General features: G+C 62.4%; 14 protein-coding genes. 11 read left to right on the top strand and 3 right to left on the bottom strand.

What is annotated here, in order from left to right; all coding sequences use genetic code 11:
* Positions 1-44: 44 nt before the first annotated feature.
* Positions 45-2,852 (top strand): DNA polymerase I, encoded by a 2,808-nt coding sequence (polA, locus tag ACTJKT_RS17630; RefSeq protein ID WP_440787960.1) that lies wholly within the window; start codon positions 45-47, stop codon positions 2,850-2,852.
* Between the two features lie 414 nt (positions 2,853-3,266).
* Here the strand turns inward: polA and yihA are convergent, their stop codons facing one another.
* A complete protein-coding gene (gene yihA / locus ACTJKT_RS17635) occupies positions 3,267-3,908 on the bottom strand; it encodes a ribosome biogenesis GTP-binding protein YihA/YsxC (RefSeq protein WP_023967622.1) in 642 nt (213 codons plus the stop codon).
* A 191-nt stretch (positions 3,909-4,099) separates the two neighbouring features.
* Between yihA and ACTJKT_RS17640 the strand changes: the two genes are divergently transcribed.
* The 7 genes from ACTJKT_RS17640 to ACTJKT_RS17670 all read left to right on the top strand — a co-directional run bounded on the left by ACTJKT_RS17640 (position 4,100) and on the right by ACTJKT_RS17670 (position 11,568).
* A complete protein-coding gene (locus ACTJKT_RS17640) occupies positions 4,100-4,390 on the top strand; it encodes a c-type cytochrome (protein ID WP_009041528.1) in 291 nt (96 codons plus the stop codon).
* A 45-nt stretch (positions 4,391-4,435) separates the two neighbouring features.
* Positions 4,436-5,041, top strand: coding sequence for a c-type cytochrome (locus tag ACTJKT_RS17645; RefSeq protein ID WP_009041529.1), 606 nt, complete (start codon positions 4,436-4,438; stop codon positions 5,039-5,041).
* 194 nt (positions 5,042-5,235) lie between these two features.
* A complete protein-coding gene (locus ACTJKT_RS17650; protein ID WP_009041530.1) occupies positions 5,236-5,865 on the top strand; it encodes a thiol:disulfide interchange protein DsbA/DsbL in 630 nt (209 codons plus the stop codon).
* A 13-nt stretch (positions 5,866-5,878) separates the two neighbouring features.
* A complete protein-coding gene (locus ACTJKT_RS17655) occupies positions 5,879-6,757 on the top strand; it encodes an endonuclease/exonuclease/phosphatase family protein (protein ID WP_440787961.1) in 879 nt (292 codons plus the stop codon).
* The gene (locus tag ACTJKT_RS17660; RefSeq protein ID WP_440787962.1) at positions 6,754-8,988 is read left to right on the top strand and encodes a diguanylate cyclase; all 2,235 of its coding nucleotides are present in this window, start codon (positions 6,754-6,756) and stop codon (positions 8,986-8,988) included. The genes ACTJKT_RS17655 and ACTJKT_RS17660 overlap by 4 nt, the downstream gene beginning before the upstream one ends.
* Positions 8,989-9,093: 105 nt before the next feature.
* Complete coding sequence (locus ACTJKT_RS17665; protein WP_440787963.1) at positions 9,094-9,873, top strand: N-acetylmuramoyl-L-alanine amidase; 780 nt, start codon at positions 9,094-9,096, stop codon at positions 9,871-9,873.
* Between the two features lie 72 nt (positions 9,874-9,945).
* Positions 9,946-11,568 carry an EAL domain-containing protein gene (locus tag ACTJKT_RS17670; RefSeq protein WP_440787964.1) on the top strand — a complete coding sequence of 541 codons (1,623 nt, stop codon included), beginning with the start codon at positions 9,946-9,948 and terminating at the stop codon, positions 11,566-11,568.
* Here ACTJKT_RS17670 and ACTJKT_RS17675 read toward each other — a convergent pair.
* On the bottom strand, positions 11,565-13,352 hold the full coding sequence (locus ACTJKT_RS17675) for a KinB sensor domain-containing domain (protein WP_440787965.1): 1,788 nt from the start codon (positions 13,350-13,352) through the stop codon (positions 11,565-11,567). The genes ACTJKT_RS17670 and ACTJKT_RS17675 overlap by 4 nt on opposite strands.
* Positions 13,353-13,362: 10 nt before the next feature.
* Positions 13,363-14,709, bottom strand: coding sequence for a sigma-54-dependent response regulator transcription factor AlgB (gene algB / locus ACTJKT_RS17680; protein ID WP_440787966.1), 1,347 nt, complete (start codon positions 14,707-14,709; stop codon positions 13,363-13,365).
* A gap of 433 nt (positions 14,710-15,142) precedes the next feature.
* Between algB and ACTJKT_RS17685 the strand changes: the two genes are divergently transcribed.
* The 3 genes from ACTJKT_RS17685 to ACTJKT_RS17695 all read left to right on the top strand — a co-directional run bounded on the left by ACTJKT_RS17685 (position 15,143) and on the right by ACTJKT_RS17695 (position 16,135).
* Positions 15,143-15,430 (top strand): hypothetical protein, encoded by a 288-nt coding sequence (locus ACTJKT_RS17685; protein ID WP_440787967.1) that lies wholly within the window; start codon positions 15,143-15,145, stop codon positions 15,428-15,430.
* Positions 15,431-15,503: 73 nt separating this feature from the next.
* Positions 15,504-15,668 carry a DUF1328 domain-containing protein gene (locus ACTJKT_RS17690; RefSeq protein WP_003177151.1) on the top strand — a complete coding sequence of 55 codons (165 nt, stop codon included), beginning with the start codon at positions 15,504-15,506 and terminating at the stop codon, positions 15,666-15,668.
* Between the two features lie 2 nt (positions 15,669-15,670).
* The gene (locus ACTJKT_RS17695) at positions 15,671-16,135 is read left to right on the top strand and encodes an inhibitor of vertebrate lysozyme family protein (protein WP_440787968.1); all 465 of its coding nucleotides are present in this window, start codon (positions 15,671-15,673) and stop codon (positions 16,133-16,135) included.
* Positions 16,136-16,145: the final 10 nt, after the last annotated feature.

Consider the following 16,145-nt stretch of genomic DNA (forward strand, 5'->3'; position numbering starts at 1 on the left):
CCGCTATTCTAGCGCCGGACCCGCCGAAAAGGTTGATCCTGCTCATGAGCCAAGCCCCCCTCGTCCTGGTGGACGGTTCGTCCTACCTGTACCGCGCCTTCCACGCGCTGCCACCTTTGACCACTTCCAAAGGCATGCCGACCGGTGCGGTCAAGGGCGTGCTGAACATGCTCAAGAGTCTGCGCAAGCAGTACCCGGACAGTCCGTTCGCCGTGGTGTTCGACGCCAAGGGCGGGACTTTCCGCGATGACATGTACGCCGAGTACAAGGCCAATCGCCCGAGCATGCCCGACGACATGCGCGTACAGATCGAGCCGCTGCACGCCAGCGTGATCGCCCTGGGCTTTCCGCTGCTGTGCGTCGAGGGCGTCGAGGCGGACGACGTGATCGGCACCCTGGCCCGCAGCAGCGCGGCGGCCGACCGGCCGGTGGTGATCTCCACCGGCGACAAGGACATGGCGCAGCTGGTGGACGGGCACATTACGCTGGTCAACACCATGTCCGGTAGCAGCATGGATGTGGAGGGCGTGAAGGAGAAATTCGGTGTCGCTCCCGAGCAGATCATCGATTACCTGGCGCTGATGGGCGACTCCTCCGACAACATCCCGGGTGTGCCGGGTATCGGCCCGAAGACCGCTTCCGGCCTGTTGGTGGGGGTCAATGGTGGCTTGAACGAGCTGTATGCACAGCTCGATATCGTCCCGAGCCTGCCGATTCGCGGGGCCAAGACCCTGCCGGCCAAGCTCGAAGAGCACAAGGAAATGGCTTTCCTCTCCTATCAGCTGGCGACCATCAAGGTCGATGTGCCGCTGGATGTCGGCCTGGATGACCTGCACCTGGGTGAGCCAGACCGTGACAAGCTGGTCGAGCTGTACAGCCTGCTGGAGTTCAAGAGCTGGCTCGACGAGCTGCAGCGCGACGCCAAGCGCCTCGAGCTGAGTACTGCCGCAGCGCCCGAGCCGGTGGCCGACCTGTTGACCCAGGCCGAGGCTGAGGTCGAAGCGCCGGTGGCCGTTGAAGCGCAGTACGAAACCATCCTCGATCAGGCGCGTTTCGATGTCTGGCTGGAGAAACTGAAGAACGCCAAGCTGTTCGCCTTCGATACCGAAACCACCGGCATCGACGCTCAGCAGGCGCAGCTCGTGGGGCTGTCCTTCGCCGTGCAGGCCAACGAAGCGGCTTATATTCCGCTGACCCACTCTTACATCGGCGCGCCGGAGCAGCTGGACCGCGACAGCGTCCTGCGGGCCCTGAAGCCGATTCTCGAAGACCCGAACAAACTCAAGGTCGGCCAGCACGCCAAGTTCGACATGAACATCCTGGCCAACTGTGCCATCGGTGGCGATCAGGCCAATGGCATCACGGTGCGCGGGGTCGCCTTCGACACCATGCTCGAATCCTACGTGCTCAACTCCACAGCTACCCGGCACGACATGGACAGCCTGGCGGAGAAATACCTGGGCTACACCACCGTGAGCTTCCAGGACATCGCCGGCAAGGGCGCCAAGCAGCTGACATTCGACCAGATCGCCCTTGAGCAGGCCGGGCCTTATGCCGCCGAGGACGCCGATGTGACCCTGCGTCTGCATCAGGCCCTGCATGAAAAGCTGGCCGCGATCCCGAGCCTGGCCAGCGTGCTCAGCGATATCGAAATGCCCGTGGTGCCGGTGCTGGCGCGGATCGAGCGCCAAGGAGCGCTGGTGGATGCCGACCTGCTGGGCGTGCAGAGCATCGAGCTCGGCGACAAGATGGTGGCGCTGGAGCGTGAAGCCTTCGAGATCGCCGGTGAAGAATTCAACCTCGGCTCGCCCAAGCAACTGGGGGTGATCCTCTACGACAAGCTCGGCCTGCCGGTGCTGAAGAAGACCGCCAAAGGCCAGCCGTCCACCGCTGAAGAAGTATTGGCCAAGCTGGCCGAGGACGACTACCCGCTGCCCAAGGTGCTGATGCAGTACCGCTCCATGAGCAAGCTCAAGAGCACTTACACCGACCGCCTGCCGGAGCAGATCAACCCGCGGACCGGGCGGATCCACACCTCCTACCATCAGGCGGTGGCGTCCACTGGGCGCTTGTCTTCCAGCGATCCGAACCTGCAGAACATCCCGGTGCGTACCGCCGAAGGCCGGCGCATCCGCCAGGCCTTTATCGCGCCACCTGGCTACAAGCTGCTGGCGGCGGACTATTCGCAGATCGAGCTGCGGATCATGGCGCACCTGTCCCGCGATGAAGGCTTGATGAATGCCTTCCGCAATAACCTCGACGTGCACACGGCCACTGCGGCCGAAGTGTTCAAGGTCGAGCTCAAGGATGTCAGTTCCGACCAGCGTCGCAGCGCCAAGGCAATCAACTTCGGCCTGATCTACGGCATGGGCGCACAGAAGCTCGGCAAGGACATCGGCGTCGACACCAAGACCGCCAAGGCCTATATCGACACCTACTTCGCCCGCTACCCAGGCGTGCGTGAATACATGGACCGCACCCGTGCCCAGGCCGCGGACCAGGGGTATGTGGAAACCCTGTTCGGGCGTCGCCTGTACCTGCCGGAGATCAACTCCAACAAGCCGCAGGAACGCGCCGGCGCCGAACGCACGGCGATCAACGCGCCGATGCAGGGCACGGCGGCCGACATCATCAAGAAAGCCATGGTGGCGGTGGACAACTGGCTGGCGGCCTCAGGCCTGGATGCCAAGGTCATCCTGCAGGTGCACGACGAACTGGTGCTGGAGGTACGCGAGGACCTGGTGGACCAGGTGAGCGAGGAGATTCGCGGCTACATGAGCAAGGCCGCGACCCTGGATGTGCCGCTGCTGGTCGAAGTCGGGGTGGGCAGCAACTGGGATGAGGCTCACTGAGGCGAGATGACCGTCGCTTTCGCCGCGGCATAGTGCCGCGGCAAAGGCTGGCGAAGAGCTATTAGTGCGGAAAATTTCATCCACTATTACCAATAGTTTTTGAAAGCTCCCGGAACTTAATCGGCGAAAGCCCACTCAGAGTATCTGAATGGCTGGTGAAGCCCTTCGATGCTCCTATGTTGTGTTAAGTGTTGGCAGATATCTGGACCCCGCCCTAGCGGTCCGGAACTTGGACCCCGAACTTCCCCTCCCCATACGAAGTCCGGGGTTTTTTTTGCCCCAAAACTGCCTGTGGAATGACCATGCTGCGTTAAAAGCGCGGCCCGAAATGCTCATTTACAGCCAGTAAACTCCGCTTTCGTGCCGCGCTTTTGCCTTGCCTGATCATCCCACAGACAGTTTTGCCTATGTCTTTCAGGCTTCGATTTCGGCGCCTTTGTCCGCCAGTTCCATCCAGCCCGCCAGTACAGTGTAGGCCTCTTCCAGGCCCATGCGTTTTGGCGCCGAGAACAGTTGGATGGTGACGTTGTCGCCCCAGCCTTTACGGATTTGCGACTGGACCTTGAGCAGGGTGTTCTTGGCCGCGCCGTAGGTCAGTTTGTCGGCCTTGGTCAGCAGGATGTGCATCGGCATGCCGCTGGCGACGGCCCAGTCGAGCATCAGCAGGTCGAAGTCGGTCATCGGATGGCGGATGTCCATCATCAGAATCAACCCTTTCAAACTCTCGCGGCTGCCCAGGTAGGCTTCCAGGTGACGCTGCCAGTGCTGCTTGAGCGGGATCGGCACTTTCGCATAACCGTAACCCGGCAGGTCGACCAGACGGCGATCGTCGTCTAGCTTGAAGAAGTTCAACAGCTGCGTGCGGCCCGGAGTTTTCGAGGTGCGTGCCAGGCTGGCATGGGTCAGGGTATTCAGGGCGCTGGATTTGCCGGCGTTGGAACGCCCGGCGAAGGCCACTTCGAAGCCTTCGTCGTCGGGGCATTGATCGACTTTGGCGGCGCTGAGCATGAAAGTGGACTGTTGGCACAGACCAAGAATGGGATTTTTGAGTTGCATGGGATTTCCGATAGGGGCGGTGCCGGGAATGGACGCGGCGAGCGGTGTCGTTTCCGTTTCAGTAGCGCCAGTATATAATGCCGCAGATTTTGTGTGCGCTTTGTCCCAGCGTAGGATGAAGTTCACGAGAGCGATAGACCTTGATTGCGCATTAGAACGCAGCACGCTCTCAACCCTGAAAAGGTCGTTTTATGACGAAATGGCTGCTGGCTGCCGGCGTCCTGATACCGCTTTACAGCGCTCAGGCTACACAGGATCCGGAAGCTGTGTACAACCGTGTTTGTGGGGCTTGTCATTCCGGCCAACTACCAACGGCTCCCCGCAAGGGGGACCAGGGAGCTTGGGCGCCGAGGCTGGCGCAAGGTATGGAGACGCTGGTGCAACACGTGACCCAGGGTTTCAAGGCGATGCCGCCGCGTGGTTTGTGCATGGACTGCAGTGCCGAGGATTACCGAGCCATCATCCTTTGGATGAGCGAGTGATCCCGGTCCATAACTCTTAACCCTTAGCCGTAGTTGGATTAGCTGATGAACAAATTACTCGTGAGTCTGCTGTTGACCTTGGGCATCACAGGTGTCGCCCATGCTGCAGGCGACGCTGCTGCCGGTCAGGCGAAAGCCGCTGTATGTGGTGCTTGCCATGGTCCGGATGGGAACAGCATGGCGCCTAACTTTCCAAAGCTGGCAGGTCAGGGTGAGCGTTACCTGAACAAGCAGTTGCACGACATCAAGTCCGGCAAGCGCCAGGTGTTGGAAATGACTGGCCTGCTGACCAACCTGAGCGATCAGGACCTGGCCGACCTCTCCGCCTACTTCGCCAGCCAGAAAGGCAGCGTCGGCGCGGCAGACCCGAAAGTCGTGGCTCGCGGTGAAGAATTGTTCCGTGGCGGCAAGCTGGATCAAGGCATGCCTTCCTGCACCGGTTGCCACTCGCCAAATGGCACGGGTAACGCCGCTGCCGGCTTCCCGCACCTGGGTGGCCAGCACGCTCAGTACGTAGCCAAGCAGTTGACCGACTTCCGCGAAGGCAACCGCACCAACGACGGCGACACCATGATCATGCGCAGCATCGCCGCCAAGCTCAGCAACAAGGATATCGAAGCAGTATCCAGCTACATCCAGGGCCTGCACTGAGGCCGGCGATCATGTTGCGAAAGGGTCTATCTTGCGCAACGTTAATGATCGATTAATCTGTCGATGAAAGCATAAAGGGTGGCTCAGGCCGCCCTTTTTCATGGCGTCTGCCGCTACACTAACGAACTCAAGCCCCGCCATGACCTGTCTGCGACAGGCCGCGCGAGGCGACCTTACTTGTTCAGGAGTAAAGCATGCGTAATCTGATTCTCAGCGCCGCTCTCGTCACTGCCAGCCTGTTCGGCATGACGGCTCAAGCCGCCGAACCCCTCGAAGCCGGTAAACAATATGTAGAGCTGAGCAGCGCCGTTCCGGTTGCGGTGCCTGGCAAGATCGAAGTGGTCGAGCTGTTCTGGTACGGCTGCCCACACTGCTACGCCTTCGAACCGACCATCAACCCATGGGCGGAAAAACTGCCGGCCGACGTCAACTTCGTGCGCATCCCGGCGATGTTCGGCGGTATCTGGAACGTTCACGGCCAACTCTTCATCACCCTGGAAGCCATGGGTGTCGAGCACAAGGTCCACAAGGCCGTATTCGAAGCCATCCATGGCGGCAAGAAACTCGCTTCCCCAGAGGAAATGGCCGAGTTCCTGGCCGGCGAAGGCGTCGACAAGGACAAATTCCTGAGCACCTACAATTCGTTCGCCGTCAAAGGCAAGGTCGAGGACGCGAAGAAGAAGGCCCAGGCCTATCAGATCTCTGGCGTACCGACCATGGTCGTCAACGGCAAGTACCGCTTCGACCTGGGCACCGCCGGTGGTCCTGAAGGTGCCCTGAGCGTCGCCGACCAGCTGATCGCCAAAGAGCGGGCGGCCAAGTAAGCGAGCCCCTGCCATGCGACGTTGGAGTACGGAACGCATCGTTGGCCTGCATGATCCGCGGGTCAACGAGCACCATGTGGCGTCCTCCGGCCTGCCGGCAGACAGCCGTCTGCGGCTGCTCAGTTTCAATATCCAGGTCGGTATCAGTACCGAACGTTATCGGCATTACCTGACCCGTGGCTGGCAGCACCTGCTGCCGCACAACGGGCGCGCCGACAATCTGCAGAAGATCGGCGATCTGCTGGGCGACTTCGATCTGGTCGCCCTGCAGGAAGCCGATGGCGGCAGCCTGCGCTCGGGCTACGTCAATCAGGTCGAGCACCTGGCCCATCTCGGCGCCTTCCCCTACTGGTATCAACAGCTCAATCGCAACCTCGGCCGTCTGGCCCAGCACAGCAATGGCGTGCTCAGCCGCCTGCGCCCCTGGGCGATCGAAGATCATCCGCTGCCTGGCCCCAAGGGCCGCGGTGCGATCCTCGTGCGCTTCGGCGATGGGCCCGAAGCCTTGGTCGTGGTGATGATGCACCTGGCCCTCGGTGCCCGTACGCGCACCCGGCAGCTGGCTTATATCCGTGAGATGATCGGCGGCTACAAGCATCAGGTGCTGATGGGCGACATGAATACCCATGCCAGCGATCTGCTGGAGCATTCGCCCTTGCGTGACCTCGGTTTGCTGGCGCCGCAATTGGAAGCGACTTTCCCCAGCTGGCGCCCACAACGCTGTCTTGATCATATTTTGCTCAGCCCCAGCCTGACGCTGGAGCGGGTCGAGGTTCTGGCCCAACCGATTTCCGATCACCTGCCGGTCGCGGTAGAGATTCGTCTGCCGGGTTCGCTCACGGCCGATGCATTGCCCGCGTTGAGTCCTGCCCCTCGCGGAACCCATGAATGAGCGACGACGCCCAGCGCTGGAAAGAGAAATACCTCAAAAGCATCGAACAACAGGAAAAACTCGAACGGCGCTGGAATGCCCGTCTCGACCTGCTTCGTCGTGGCCTGGTGCGCAGCACGCTGGCAGCCGAGGGCACTGACCGCGCTGTCGACCAGTGCATGAAGGAAATGCGCGAAGTAGTGCGCACCGACGACATGGACGCGGCCTTGGCGGCCCTGTTGCCGCGCCTGGAAAAAGCCGTGCTGGACTCCGAACAGCGCCGCGAGACCCGCGTCGAGCAAATGAGCACGGCCCTGACCTCGCTGGTCAGCCAGTTGCAGAAGTTGCCGCTGCCCCGTGAGGTGAGCCGGCCGCTGAAAAGCTTCGCCAAGCAACTGGATGGCCGGGTCGGCCAGGCCCGGGAAATTCCGCTGTTGCTGGGCGAACTGAGCGGCCTGCAAGGCAAGGCGCTGAGCCTGTTGGAGAGCCCCGCGGAGCCGAGCCGCCCAGGCTTGTTGCAGCGCCTGTTTGGTGGACGCGACGCTGACGAAGCGGCGGTACCGCCCGAAACTGCACCGCTTGCGGTGGTGGCGAGCCCGGCACCAGCTCCAGCTCCGGCACAGTCGCCGGCAACGCCTGAAACAGTCACGGCTGACATGCTCTCGCCTCAGGCCGAGGCCGCGCTCGCGCGGTGGTCCGAAGCGTCGGAACCGGTGTCCCCTCCTTCGGTGGAAAAGGCTGTTGCTGCCAGCCAGGCGCTCGAACTGCCGCTGGAGTCGCCGCCCGAGGAAGCCGCGACTCCCCAGGTCACGGCCTTTGTACCGCCGGTGCTCGAGCCGGAGAAAACCGTCGTCGCGGAGCCGGCGCCACAGGTGCCAGACTTGTCCGCACCAGCACCAGCACCAGCACCAGCACCAGCACCAGCACCAGCACCAGCACCCGCAGTTGTACCTGCCCCCGCGCCGCAGCCATCAGCCGAGTCTGAACCCGCCGATTCGCTGCCGCCCGCGCAGCCCCCGGTTACCAAAGCTTCGGTCAGCAATCCGGACGAACTGATCGTTGCCGCACCCGCCGAGGCGGCTCCTGCGGCCCTGTTGCTCGACCGCTTGCCACTGCCGGCAGCCATGGCCGAGGCGCTGGCGGTGATCGACCCGCAGCAGGCCGAGCAGGATGTGCTGTATGCCCTGCCCGACTCGCCGGAGCCGTCCTACAGTTCGGTGGCCAAGCATATCGAACATACCCTGCTCGGCCTTCTGGATGACCTGAGCCTGCCAGAGCGTCATCGGCCGCAAGCCGAGTCCATGCGCGACCGCTTGCAACATGGGCTGAACTGGTACGAATTGCTGCCGATCCTCGACGATCTGGCGGTCTTGATGCTGGCGATCACCGATAGCGGCCAACATGAGTTCGAGGCCTATCTCAAGCGGCTCAACGAGCGCCTGGAATCCTTCCAGAGCAACTTGCAGGCCGCCAGCGAGGGTCATGCCGACAGCAGTTCGGCGGCGCGGGAGATGGACTCGCAGATCCGCGAACAGGTCGATGGCCTGCAAAGCAGCGTGCAGGAGGCGGCCGATCTGGACGACCTCAAGCAGGTGCTGGAAAGCCATCTGGAAGGCCTGCTCGGCACCATGGACCATCACCAGAAGCAGCGTGACGAACGCGAGAAGGAAGTGGCCGCACGCCTGCAGAGCCTGGCCGAGCGGGTGTCGAGCATGGAACAGGAAGCCCTGGGCTACCGCGAGCACCTGGAAGAGCAGCGGCAGAAAGCGCTGATCGACCCTCTTACCGGTCTGCCCAATCGGGCGGCCTGGAGCGAGCGCCTGGAGCATGAAGTGGCGCAGTGGCAGCAACACGGCAACACTTTGCTGCTGGCGATGCTCGACCTCGATCACTTCAAGAGCATCAACGACAACTACGGTCACCTGGCCGGCGACAAGGTGCTGAAGATCATCGCCGGCGTGCTGCGCAAGCGCCTGCGCGGCAACGATTTCATCGCCCGTTTCGGCGGTGAGGAGTTTGTCCTGCTGATGCCCAATACCACATGGCCGATCGGGGCGCGCCTGGCGGAAACCTTGCGAGCGGCCATCGAAGCCTGTCCGTTCCACTTCAAGGGCGAGCGCGTGACCATCACCATGTCCATCGGCATGAGTGCCTTCAAGCCGGGAGAACGCAGCGATCTGGTGCTCAAAAGAGCCGATCAGGCGCTCTATCGGGCCAAGGAGGCGGGGCGCAACCGGGTAGAACTGGGCTGACGCGTAATTTGTTCCATTTTGTATAAACCGGTGCTTTCGCCGGTTTTCCGCCAAGGCAGTACGTTACACTGTTGCATTATTTTCCCCAGCGTACTGCCTTTTGCCATGAAAGTTCTTGCCCTCGCCTTGTCCCTTCTGTTGCTGGCCGGTTGCGCCAGTGGCCCGCGTTTCAATACCAGCCACCCTTCGGTCAACTTCGATGAACGGGTGCAATTCGTGGTGGTGCATTACACCTCGGCCTCGATGGAGCGCTCCCTGCAACTGCTGACCCACGGCCAGGTCAGCAGCCACTACCTGATCGGCGACGACAAGGCGGCGACCATCTACAAGCTGGTGGACGAGCAATACCGCGCCTGGCACGCCGGCGAGAGCCAGTGGCAAGGCCGTACCTGGCTGAACTCCAGCTCCATCGGGATCGAGATCGTCAACCCGGGCTTTCGCGACCTGCCCACCGGCCGTGTCTGGTACCCCTACAGCGAAGCGCAGGTCCAGAGCCTGATCGTGCTGCTCAAGGACATCAGCAAGCGCAACAACATCGCGCCACAGCACATCATCGGCCACAGCGATATCGCTCCCCTGCGCAAGCTCGACCCGGGCCCGCTGTTCCCCTGGAAGCGCCTGGCCGAAGCCGGGTTGGGCCGGTGGCCGAATGCCCAGGCGGTGGCGCGCCAGCAGGCGTTCTTTGCCGCGCAGTTGCCGAGCATCGCCTGGTTCCAGCAAGGCCTGGCGCGTCTTGGTTATGAAACACCGCAGACCGGCGAACTGGATGTGGCGACCCGCCATGTGCTGGCCGCGTTCCAGATGCATTACCGGCCGTCGAATTTCGATGGCCAGCCGGATGCGCAAAGCGCCGCGATCCTGCAGGTTCTCAACCAGACAAAATAATGACGCCCGCCCGACGGTCAGGGTTTTTTCTCAATCAGTAGCTATAACTCATTGGTAACCCTCGGATATCCAATGATGCCGGCCGCTCGCGAACCCCTGCGCAGTTGGTTCTATCGCCCCTGGCTGTTGGCGATGTGCGCGGCTGTGCTGAGTGCGGCCCTGCTGCTGGCGGCAAGCCTGGGCATCGTGATGCACGAGGTGCAACTGCGCGAAAGCGAGCAGATGAATGCTCAGGGCCAGCGTTTTCTCGAACGCCTGGAGCAACTGTTCGGGCAGTTGCGTGAAGGCCTGGACGTACTCGAGGCGCAGCCCCTGCGCGAATGCAGTCCCGAGATGGTCGTGACCCTGCAGCAGATCAGCTTCAGTTATCGCTTCATTTATGAAGCGGCTTACATCGATGCTGCCCAGGCCTGCACCAACTGGCCACGCCAGGACAACCTGGCCGTGGTCCGGCCGCCGGATATCCGCGGCCCGACTTACAGCTACTGGCTGAACACTTCCGCCGAACCCAATGAAAACCGCGCGGCGCTGATGCTCGGGCGCGGCAACTTTCGCGTGGCGACGTCTCGCGGGCATCTGACCGATATGGTCGACCTGCCCGCCAACAGCAGCCTGATGGTGGTCCTCGACCATGGCACGCGGGCCATTCCGGTGCTGGGGCCGGCGCTGGACTGGCCGCTGATGGAGCCTTGGTCGCCAACCAGTCGCAGCCCGCTGCAGGTGACCGAGGACCAGTTGATCTACCGGATGCCCACCATCAACCCGGAGTATCAGCTGGTACTCGTCACCCCCCGCACCAACATGCAGCGAGAAATGTTCGAGGGCTGGTGGTGGCTGCTGCCCAGCAGCCTGGTGCTGGCGACCTTCATCGGTGGCCTGGTCTTTCAGTTGGCCCGACAGCGCCAGACTCTGGGCGCGGAGTTACAAGGTGCGCTGCGCCGTGGCGAGCTGCAGGTGCTGTATCAACCTATCTTCGATCTGCAAACGCGTCAGTGTGTCGGCGCCGAGGCCTTGCTGCGCTGGCGCCGTCCGGACGGCACCCTGACCAGTCCGGATCTGTTCATTCCCATGGCGGAGAACACCGGGCAGATCCGCCCCATCACCGATTTTGTCCTGCAACGCCTGCTCGAACAGTTGGGGCATCTGTTGCGGGCCAACCCGCACCTGTACATCTCGGTCAACCTGGCGGCCTGCGATGTCATGGTGCCGCGGATCGGCAAGGTAATGGCGCGCCTGTTGGCGCTGCATCGGGTGGCGGCGCGACAGATCGCCTTCGAAGTCACCGAGCGCGGGCTGATCGATGTGGTGGTCGCCCGGCATAACCTGCAAGCCTTGCGGGACGTCGGCCATCAGGTGCTGATCGACGACTTCGGCACGGGTTATTGCAGCCTGGCGTACCTGCAGACCCTGCCGGTGGATTACCTGAAGATCGACAAGGCATTCATCGATGCCCTGGGGCATGACGCGGCCAGCAGCGGCGTCGCCCCGCACATCATTCGCATGGCCCATGCCCTGCAGCTCAAGGTGATTGCCGAGGGCATCGAATTCGAGGATCAGGCGCTGCTGCTGAGCAGCGAGGGCGTGCGTTTTGGCCAGGGCTGGCTGTTCGCCCATGCGTTGAGCGCGGTGCAGTTCATCGACCTGATCACCCGCGGGCGCCGCCTGGGCCCGCGGCGCCTGGATGACGAGGCCTAGAGCGGCAGGGCCAGGTAAAACTGGGTTCCCTGCCCAGGCCGCGAATAGACCCCCATGCGCCCGCCGTGCAGTTGCACGATTTCCTTGCACAGCGCCAGGCCCAGGCCGGCGCCGCCTTTCTTGCGCCCGACCTGGACGAAGGGTTCGAAAATCCGCCCCTGTTGCCCGTAGGCGATGCCTTCGCCATTGTCTTCGACGCTGATGATCACCCGCTCGCCATGCCGGCGTGCCTGCAAGCGGATCAAGCCACCCTCGGCGGTATGCCGCAGGGCATTGTCGATCAGGTTGTCCAGCACCCGCTCCAGTTGCACGCGATCGGCATGCAGCCGTGGCAGCGGCGCCTGGATCTCCACCCGCAACTCGATGCCCTGCGCCGTGGCAGCGCCGATGAAGCGGTTGCGCGCCTGCTCCAGCAGCTCCTCCAGGGTGCAGGGCGCCAGGGTGAGTTTCTGCAGGCCGTTCTGATAACGCGAGAAGTTCAGCAGGTCGTTGATCAGCTGCATCAGGCGCTGCATTTCTTCGTTGACGGTGTTCAGCAGGTCGGCTTCGCGGGACTCCTCAGGGAAGCGCAGGCGTTCCTGCAACAGGCCGAACGCCATGTGCATGCCGGTGACCGGGGTGCGCAACTCATGGGAGGCACGCAATACGAACTCGCTGCGCACGCGCTCGAAGGCCCGCTGCTCGGTGACATCGTGCAGCACCATCACCGCGCCGAGGATATGCCCCTGGGGATGGCTGACCGGGGTCAGGCTGTACGTCAGCAGGCGCGACTCGCCGTCGACCTCGATGCTGAGGTCTTCCGGCGCCCGTTCCAGGTTGCCGCCGCGCAGCACCAGTTGCAGCTGCTCGTCCAGCTCCGGACGCTGCAGGGCGCTGCCCAGTCCTTGTCCAAGGCGTTCCTCGTCCCAGCCCAGCTGACGCTGCGCCACCGGATTGAGGTGTTCCAGGCGGCCCTGGCGGTCGATCATCAGCAAGCCGTCGTCGATGCTGTCGAGCACCGATTGCAGGCGCTGCTGGCCGGCGAGCAGTTCGTCGACATTGGTGGCCTGATGCTCGCGCAGGGCTTCGGCCATGATCCCGAAGCGCCGGGTCAGCAAGTTCATCTCGGCCGCCGAAGAGAGGGGCAGGGTCACGTCGAAGTTGCCCTGGCCGATATTGTCGGCGGCCTTGGCCAGGGCTTCGATGGGGCCGCCAAAGCGCTGGGCGATGCCGTGGGCGGTGATGAAGCCGATGACCAATACGGCCAGTCCGACCAGGCCGAGCAGGCCGGCGATCATCAAGGCGCGATCGCGGGCCTGGTGTTCGATGTCATTGATGTTGTCCAGGGCCTGCTGGTGCTCGCCGATCAAGCCATTGCGCAGGGTATTGAAGCTGTGGGTCAGTTCCGTATTGCCATTGACCCCGGCCGAGGTCCCGTCGGCGCGCTCGAAGGCTTCGAAGAAACGCTGGTAGTCGTCGCGTGCCTGGCTGAAGCCGTTGCGTATATGGTTTTGCCGTTCATGCGCGATGCCCTGGTCGAGCAGGGCCAGGTATTGCTGCCTGGAGTCGTCCAGCGCCGCTCGGTCGGGGTTGTGGTTGAGCATGATGATCAGCTGGTCGCCCAGGGTCTGGCGCAGCTTGAGCCCCAGGTCCAGGGTGATGAAGTTGTCGCGGATCAGCGCTTCCTGGGTCTTGGCCATCTGCATCACGCTGACCAGCCCGAGCAGCAGGCCGAGCAGCGCCACGGTGATCAGCGCCGAGATGCTCAGGAACAGTCTCGTGCGCAGTTTCATCGCCAGCTTCATGAGGTGCGGCTCACAGGTTGTACTGTTTGCGTTTGCGGTACAGCGTCGAGGCGTCGATGCCGAGCGTCTTGGCCGCCTGGTCGAGGGTATCGCTGGTGGCCAGCACGGCGCCGATATGGGCTTTCTCCAGCTCGTCCAGGCTCAAGGCGGCGCCGATGCGCGGGGTGTTGTTGGTGGGTTGCTCGGCCATGCCCAGGTGGCTGATCTCCACCTTCTCCTGGGGACAGATGATGCTGGCACGTTCCACCACGTTGCGCAGCTCGCGGATATTGCCCGGCCAGCGGTAGTTGAGCAGCGCTTCGCGGGCCTCGTCGCTGAAGCAGCGGGCGGGACGGGCATACTCCTTGACGAAGCGTGCGAGGAAACGGTCGGCCAGGGTCAGGATGTCTTCGCTGCGTTCGCGCAGCGGTGGCAAGTGCAGGGTGATCACGTTCAGGCGGTACAGCAGGTCTTCACGGAAGCGTCCGTCGCGCACCATGTCCTCGAGGTTGAGGTTGGTCGCGGCGAGGATGCGCACGTCGGCGCGGCGGGTCACCGGGTCGCCGACCCGCTCGTATTCCTTGTCCTGGATGAACCGCAGCAACTTGGGTTGCAGGGTCAGCGGGAAGTCGCCGATCTCGTCGAGGAACAGCGTGCCGCCGTCAGCCTGGTTGACCCGGCCAAGGGTGCTTTCGCTGGCGCCGGTGAAGGCTCCGCGGCTGTGACCGAACAGCTCGCTCTCCATCAGCTCGGCGTTCAGCGACGGGCAGTTGATGGTGACGCAGGATTTCCTGGCGCGCTTGCTCCAGCCGTGAATGGCCTGGGCCAGCTCGCCCTTGCCGGTCCCGGACTCGCCGAGGATCAGGATGTTGGCGTCGGTGCCGGCGACCTGGCGGGCGGTTTCCAGCACCACTTTCATCGCCGGACTGTGGGAGTCCAGGCCGTCCTTGGGTTTGCGCACTTCGCCTTCGAGGGCCTCCAGGCGCGCCGAGAGCTGGCGGACTTCCAGTTGCTTGGCGGTCGCCAGGCGCAGCTGATCGGGGCTGCAGGGCTTGACCAGATAGTCGGCGGCGCCGGCCTGGATCGCATCCACCGCAGTGTCGACGGCCGAATGGGCGGTGACTATGACCACCCGCATCCAGGGGGCCTGGATGCGCATCTGGGCCAGTACGTCCAGGCCGTTGTCCTCGCCCAGGCGCAGGTCGAGGAAACACAGGTCGAATACCTGGCGTTGCAGCAAGGCATCGGCCTGAGCGGCGCTATTGGCCGTGGCGACGGTATAGCCCTCGTCTTCCAGGCAATAACGGAAGGTACGAAGGATCGCGGACTCATCATCTACCAGAAGAATGCGGCCTTGATTTTCCGGTGCTGATTCCATGTCCGAGGCTCCTGAAGTGGGTGATCTTATTTAGTCCCGGAAAAATCGGGCAAGTTGCATGGTTAATTCTGGTCGATTCCCAAGCGTGCAGGTTAGTCATCTCCTGGGATCTCTACTAATCGATTGAAAATGTTAGGTTTTCTATCGTTTTTCAGGTCTTGCCCACAGTCCTTAGGCCATGCATGTTCAATCGCGTTTTTGTCCTCAAGTACCGGGCCAATCGTGCAATTCGCACGGTATCCAGGGCGGCATCGTGCAGGATGGCGTATGGAAAACCTCCCTGATTGATATCAACTCATTGTTTTTATTGAATTTGTTTCAGCTTTGAAAGCTGGCATGCAGGCTGCAACGGTCTGGTCAGGCTCGGCTGAACAAGCCGCAAGCGCAGCAACAGGCGCTTGAGAACAATGAACCGCGTGGGAGGAGCTTCCGGATGAAACGCCAACGTCTCGCTCCATTCTCTATTTCGCCCCTGCACCTGCAGCAGGGGTTGGTCGCCAGCCTGGCATTGCTGGTGACCTTGATTGGCGGTCAGCAGTTTTCACGTTGGGAGCAGAGCCAGCAGCAAGAGGCTGTGAGGTTGCCGGCTTATCACACCACTCAAACCCACTTCAGTGCAGTCAGCACTGGGTTTGCGGATTCCGCCCCGATGTTTCTGATGGACGTCGACCAGGCCCGGCCTGTCGCCGATACGGCTTATCAGGAGCGCTGGGTGTTCTAGGCAGGACAGCCGGCGCGCAACTGGGCGGGCCGGCCAGGCAATACCTCTAAATAGAAGCGTAAGGAGAATGACCATGTTGAGCTGGGCAATCACATTCCTGATCATTGCCATCATCGCCGCAGTACTGGGCTTCGGTGGTATCGCGGGCACCGCCACGGGTATCGCCAAGATTCTCTTTGTCGTTTTCCTGGTGATGTTCATTGCTTCCTTCTTCTTTGGCCGTCGTGGTCGAGGTTGAACATGAGCCTTTCTTTAAAAGCATTGGCCGCCGCCCTGCTGCTGGGCGGCGGCGCCACGGCGATGGCGGCCAACGACGGTCAGGCCCGGGTCAACGAGTTGTTGAACAGTGACCCGCAATACCGTGATACCTGGCAGCAAGTCGTCGAAAAGGAAGAGCGCCTGCCGGAATGGGTGATGAACCTGTCCGGTGATGCGCAGCAGATGAATGCGCTGGAAGAGGACGGCGACAAGTACCTGGTCGGCCCGCTTTGCGAAACCCGCGATACTTGTCGCAACCAGCGCCTGATCGTGGCGTTCAGTTTCGACAAAAAACACGCCTACGCCATGCTGGTCGAAGTGCCGGCGGGCCTGCCCGCGGACAAGTCGCCGACCCGCCATGCCGAATACCGCTTTCTCGGCACGCCGGACGCTGGCGTGCAGGGCTTGCTCAAGGAACAGCTGAAAAAGGACCCGAACTGGTACTGACTTGGACCCA

The sequence above is a fragment of the Pseudomonas sp. 22526 genome (assembly GCF_052044735.1).
Classification (GTDB): Bacteria; Pseudomonadota; Gammaproteobacteria; order Pseudomonadales; family Pseudomonadaceae; genus Aquipseudomonas; species Aquipseudomonas piscium.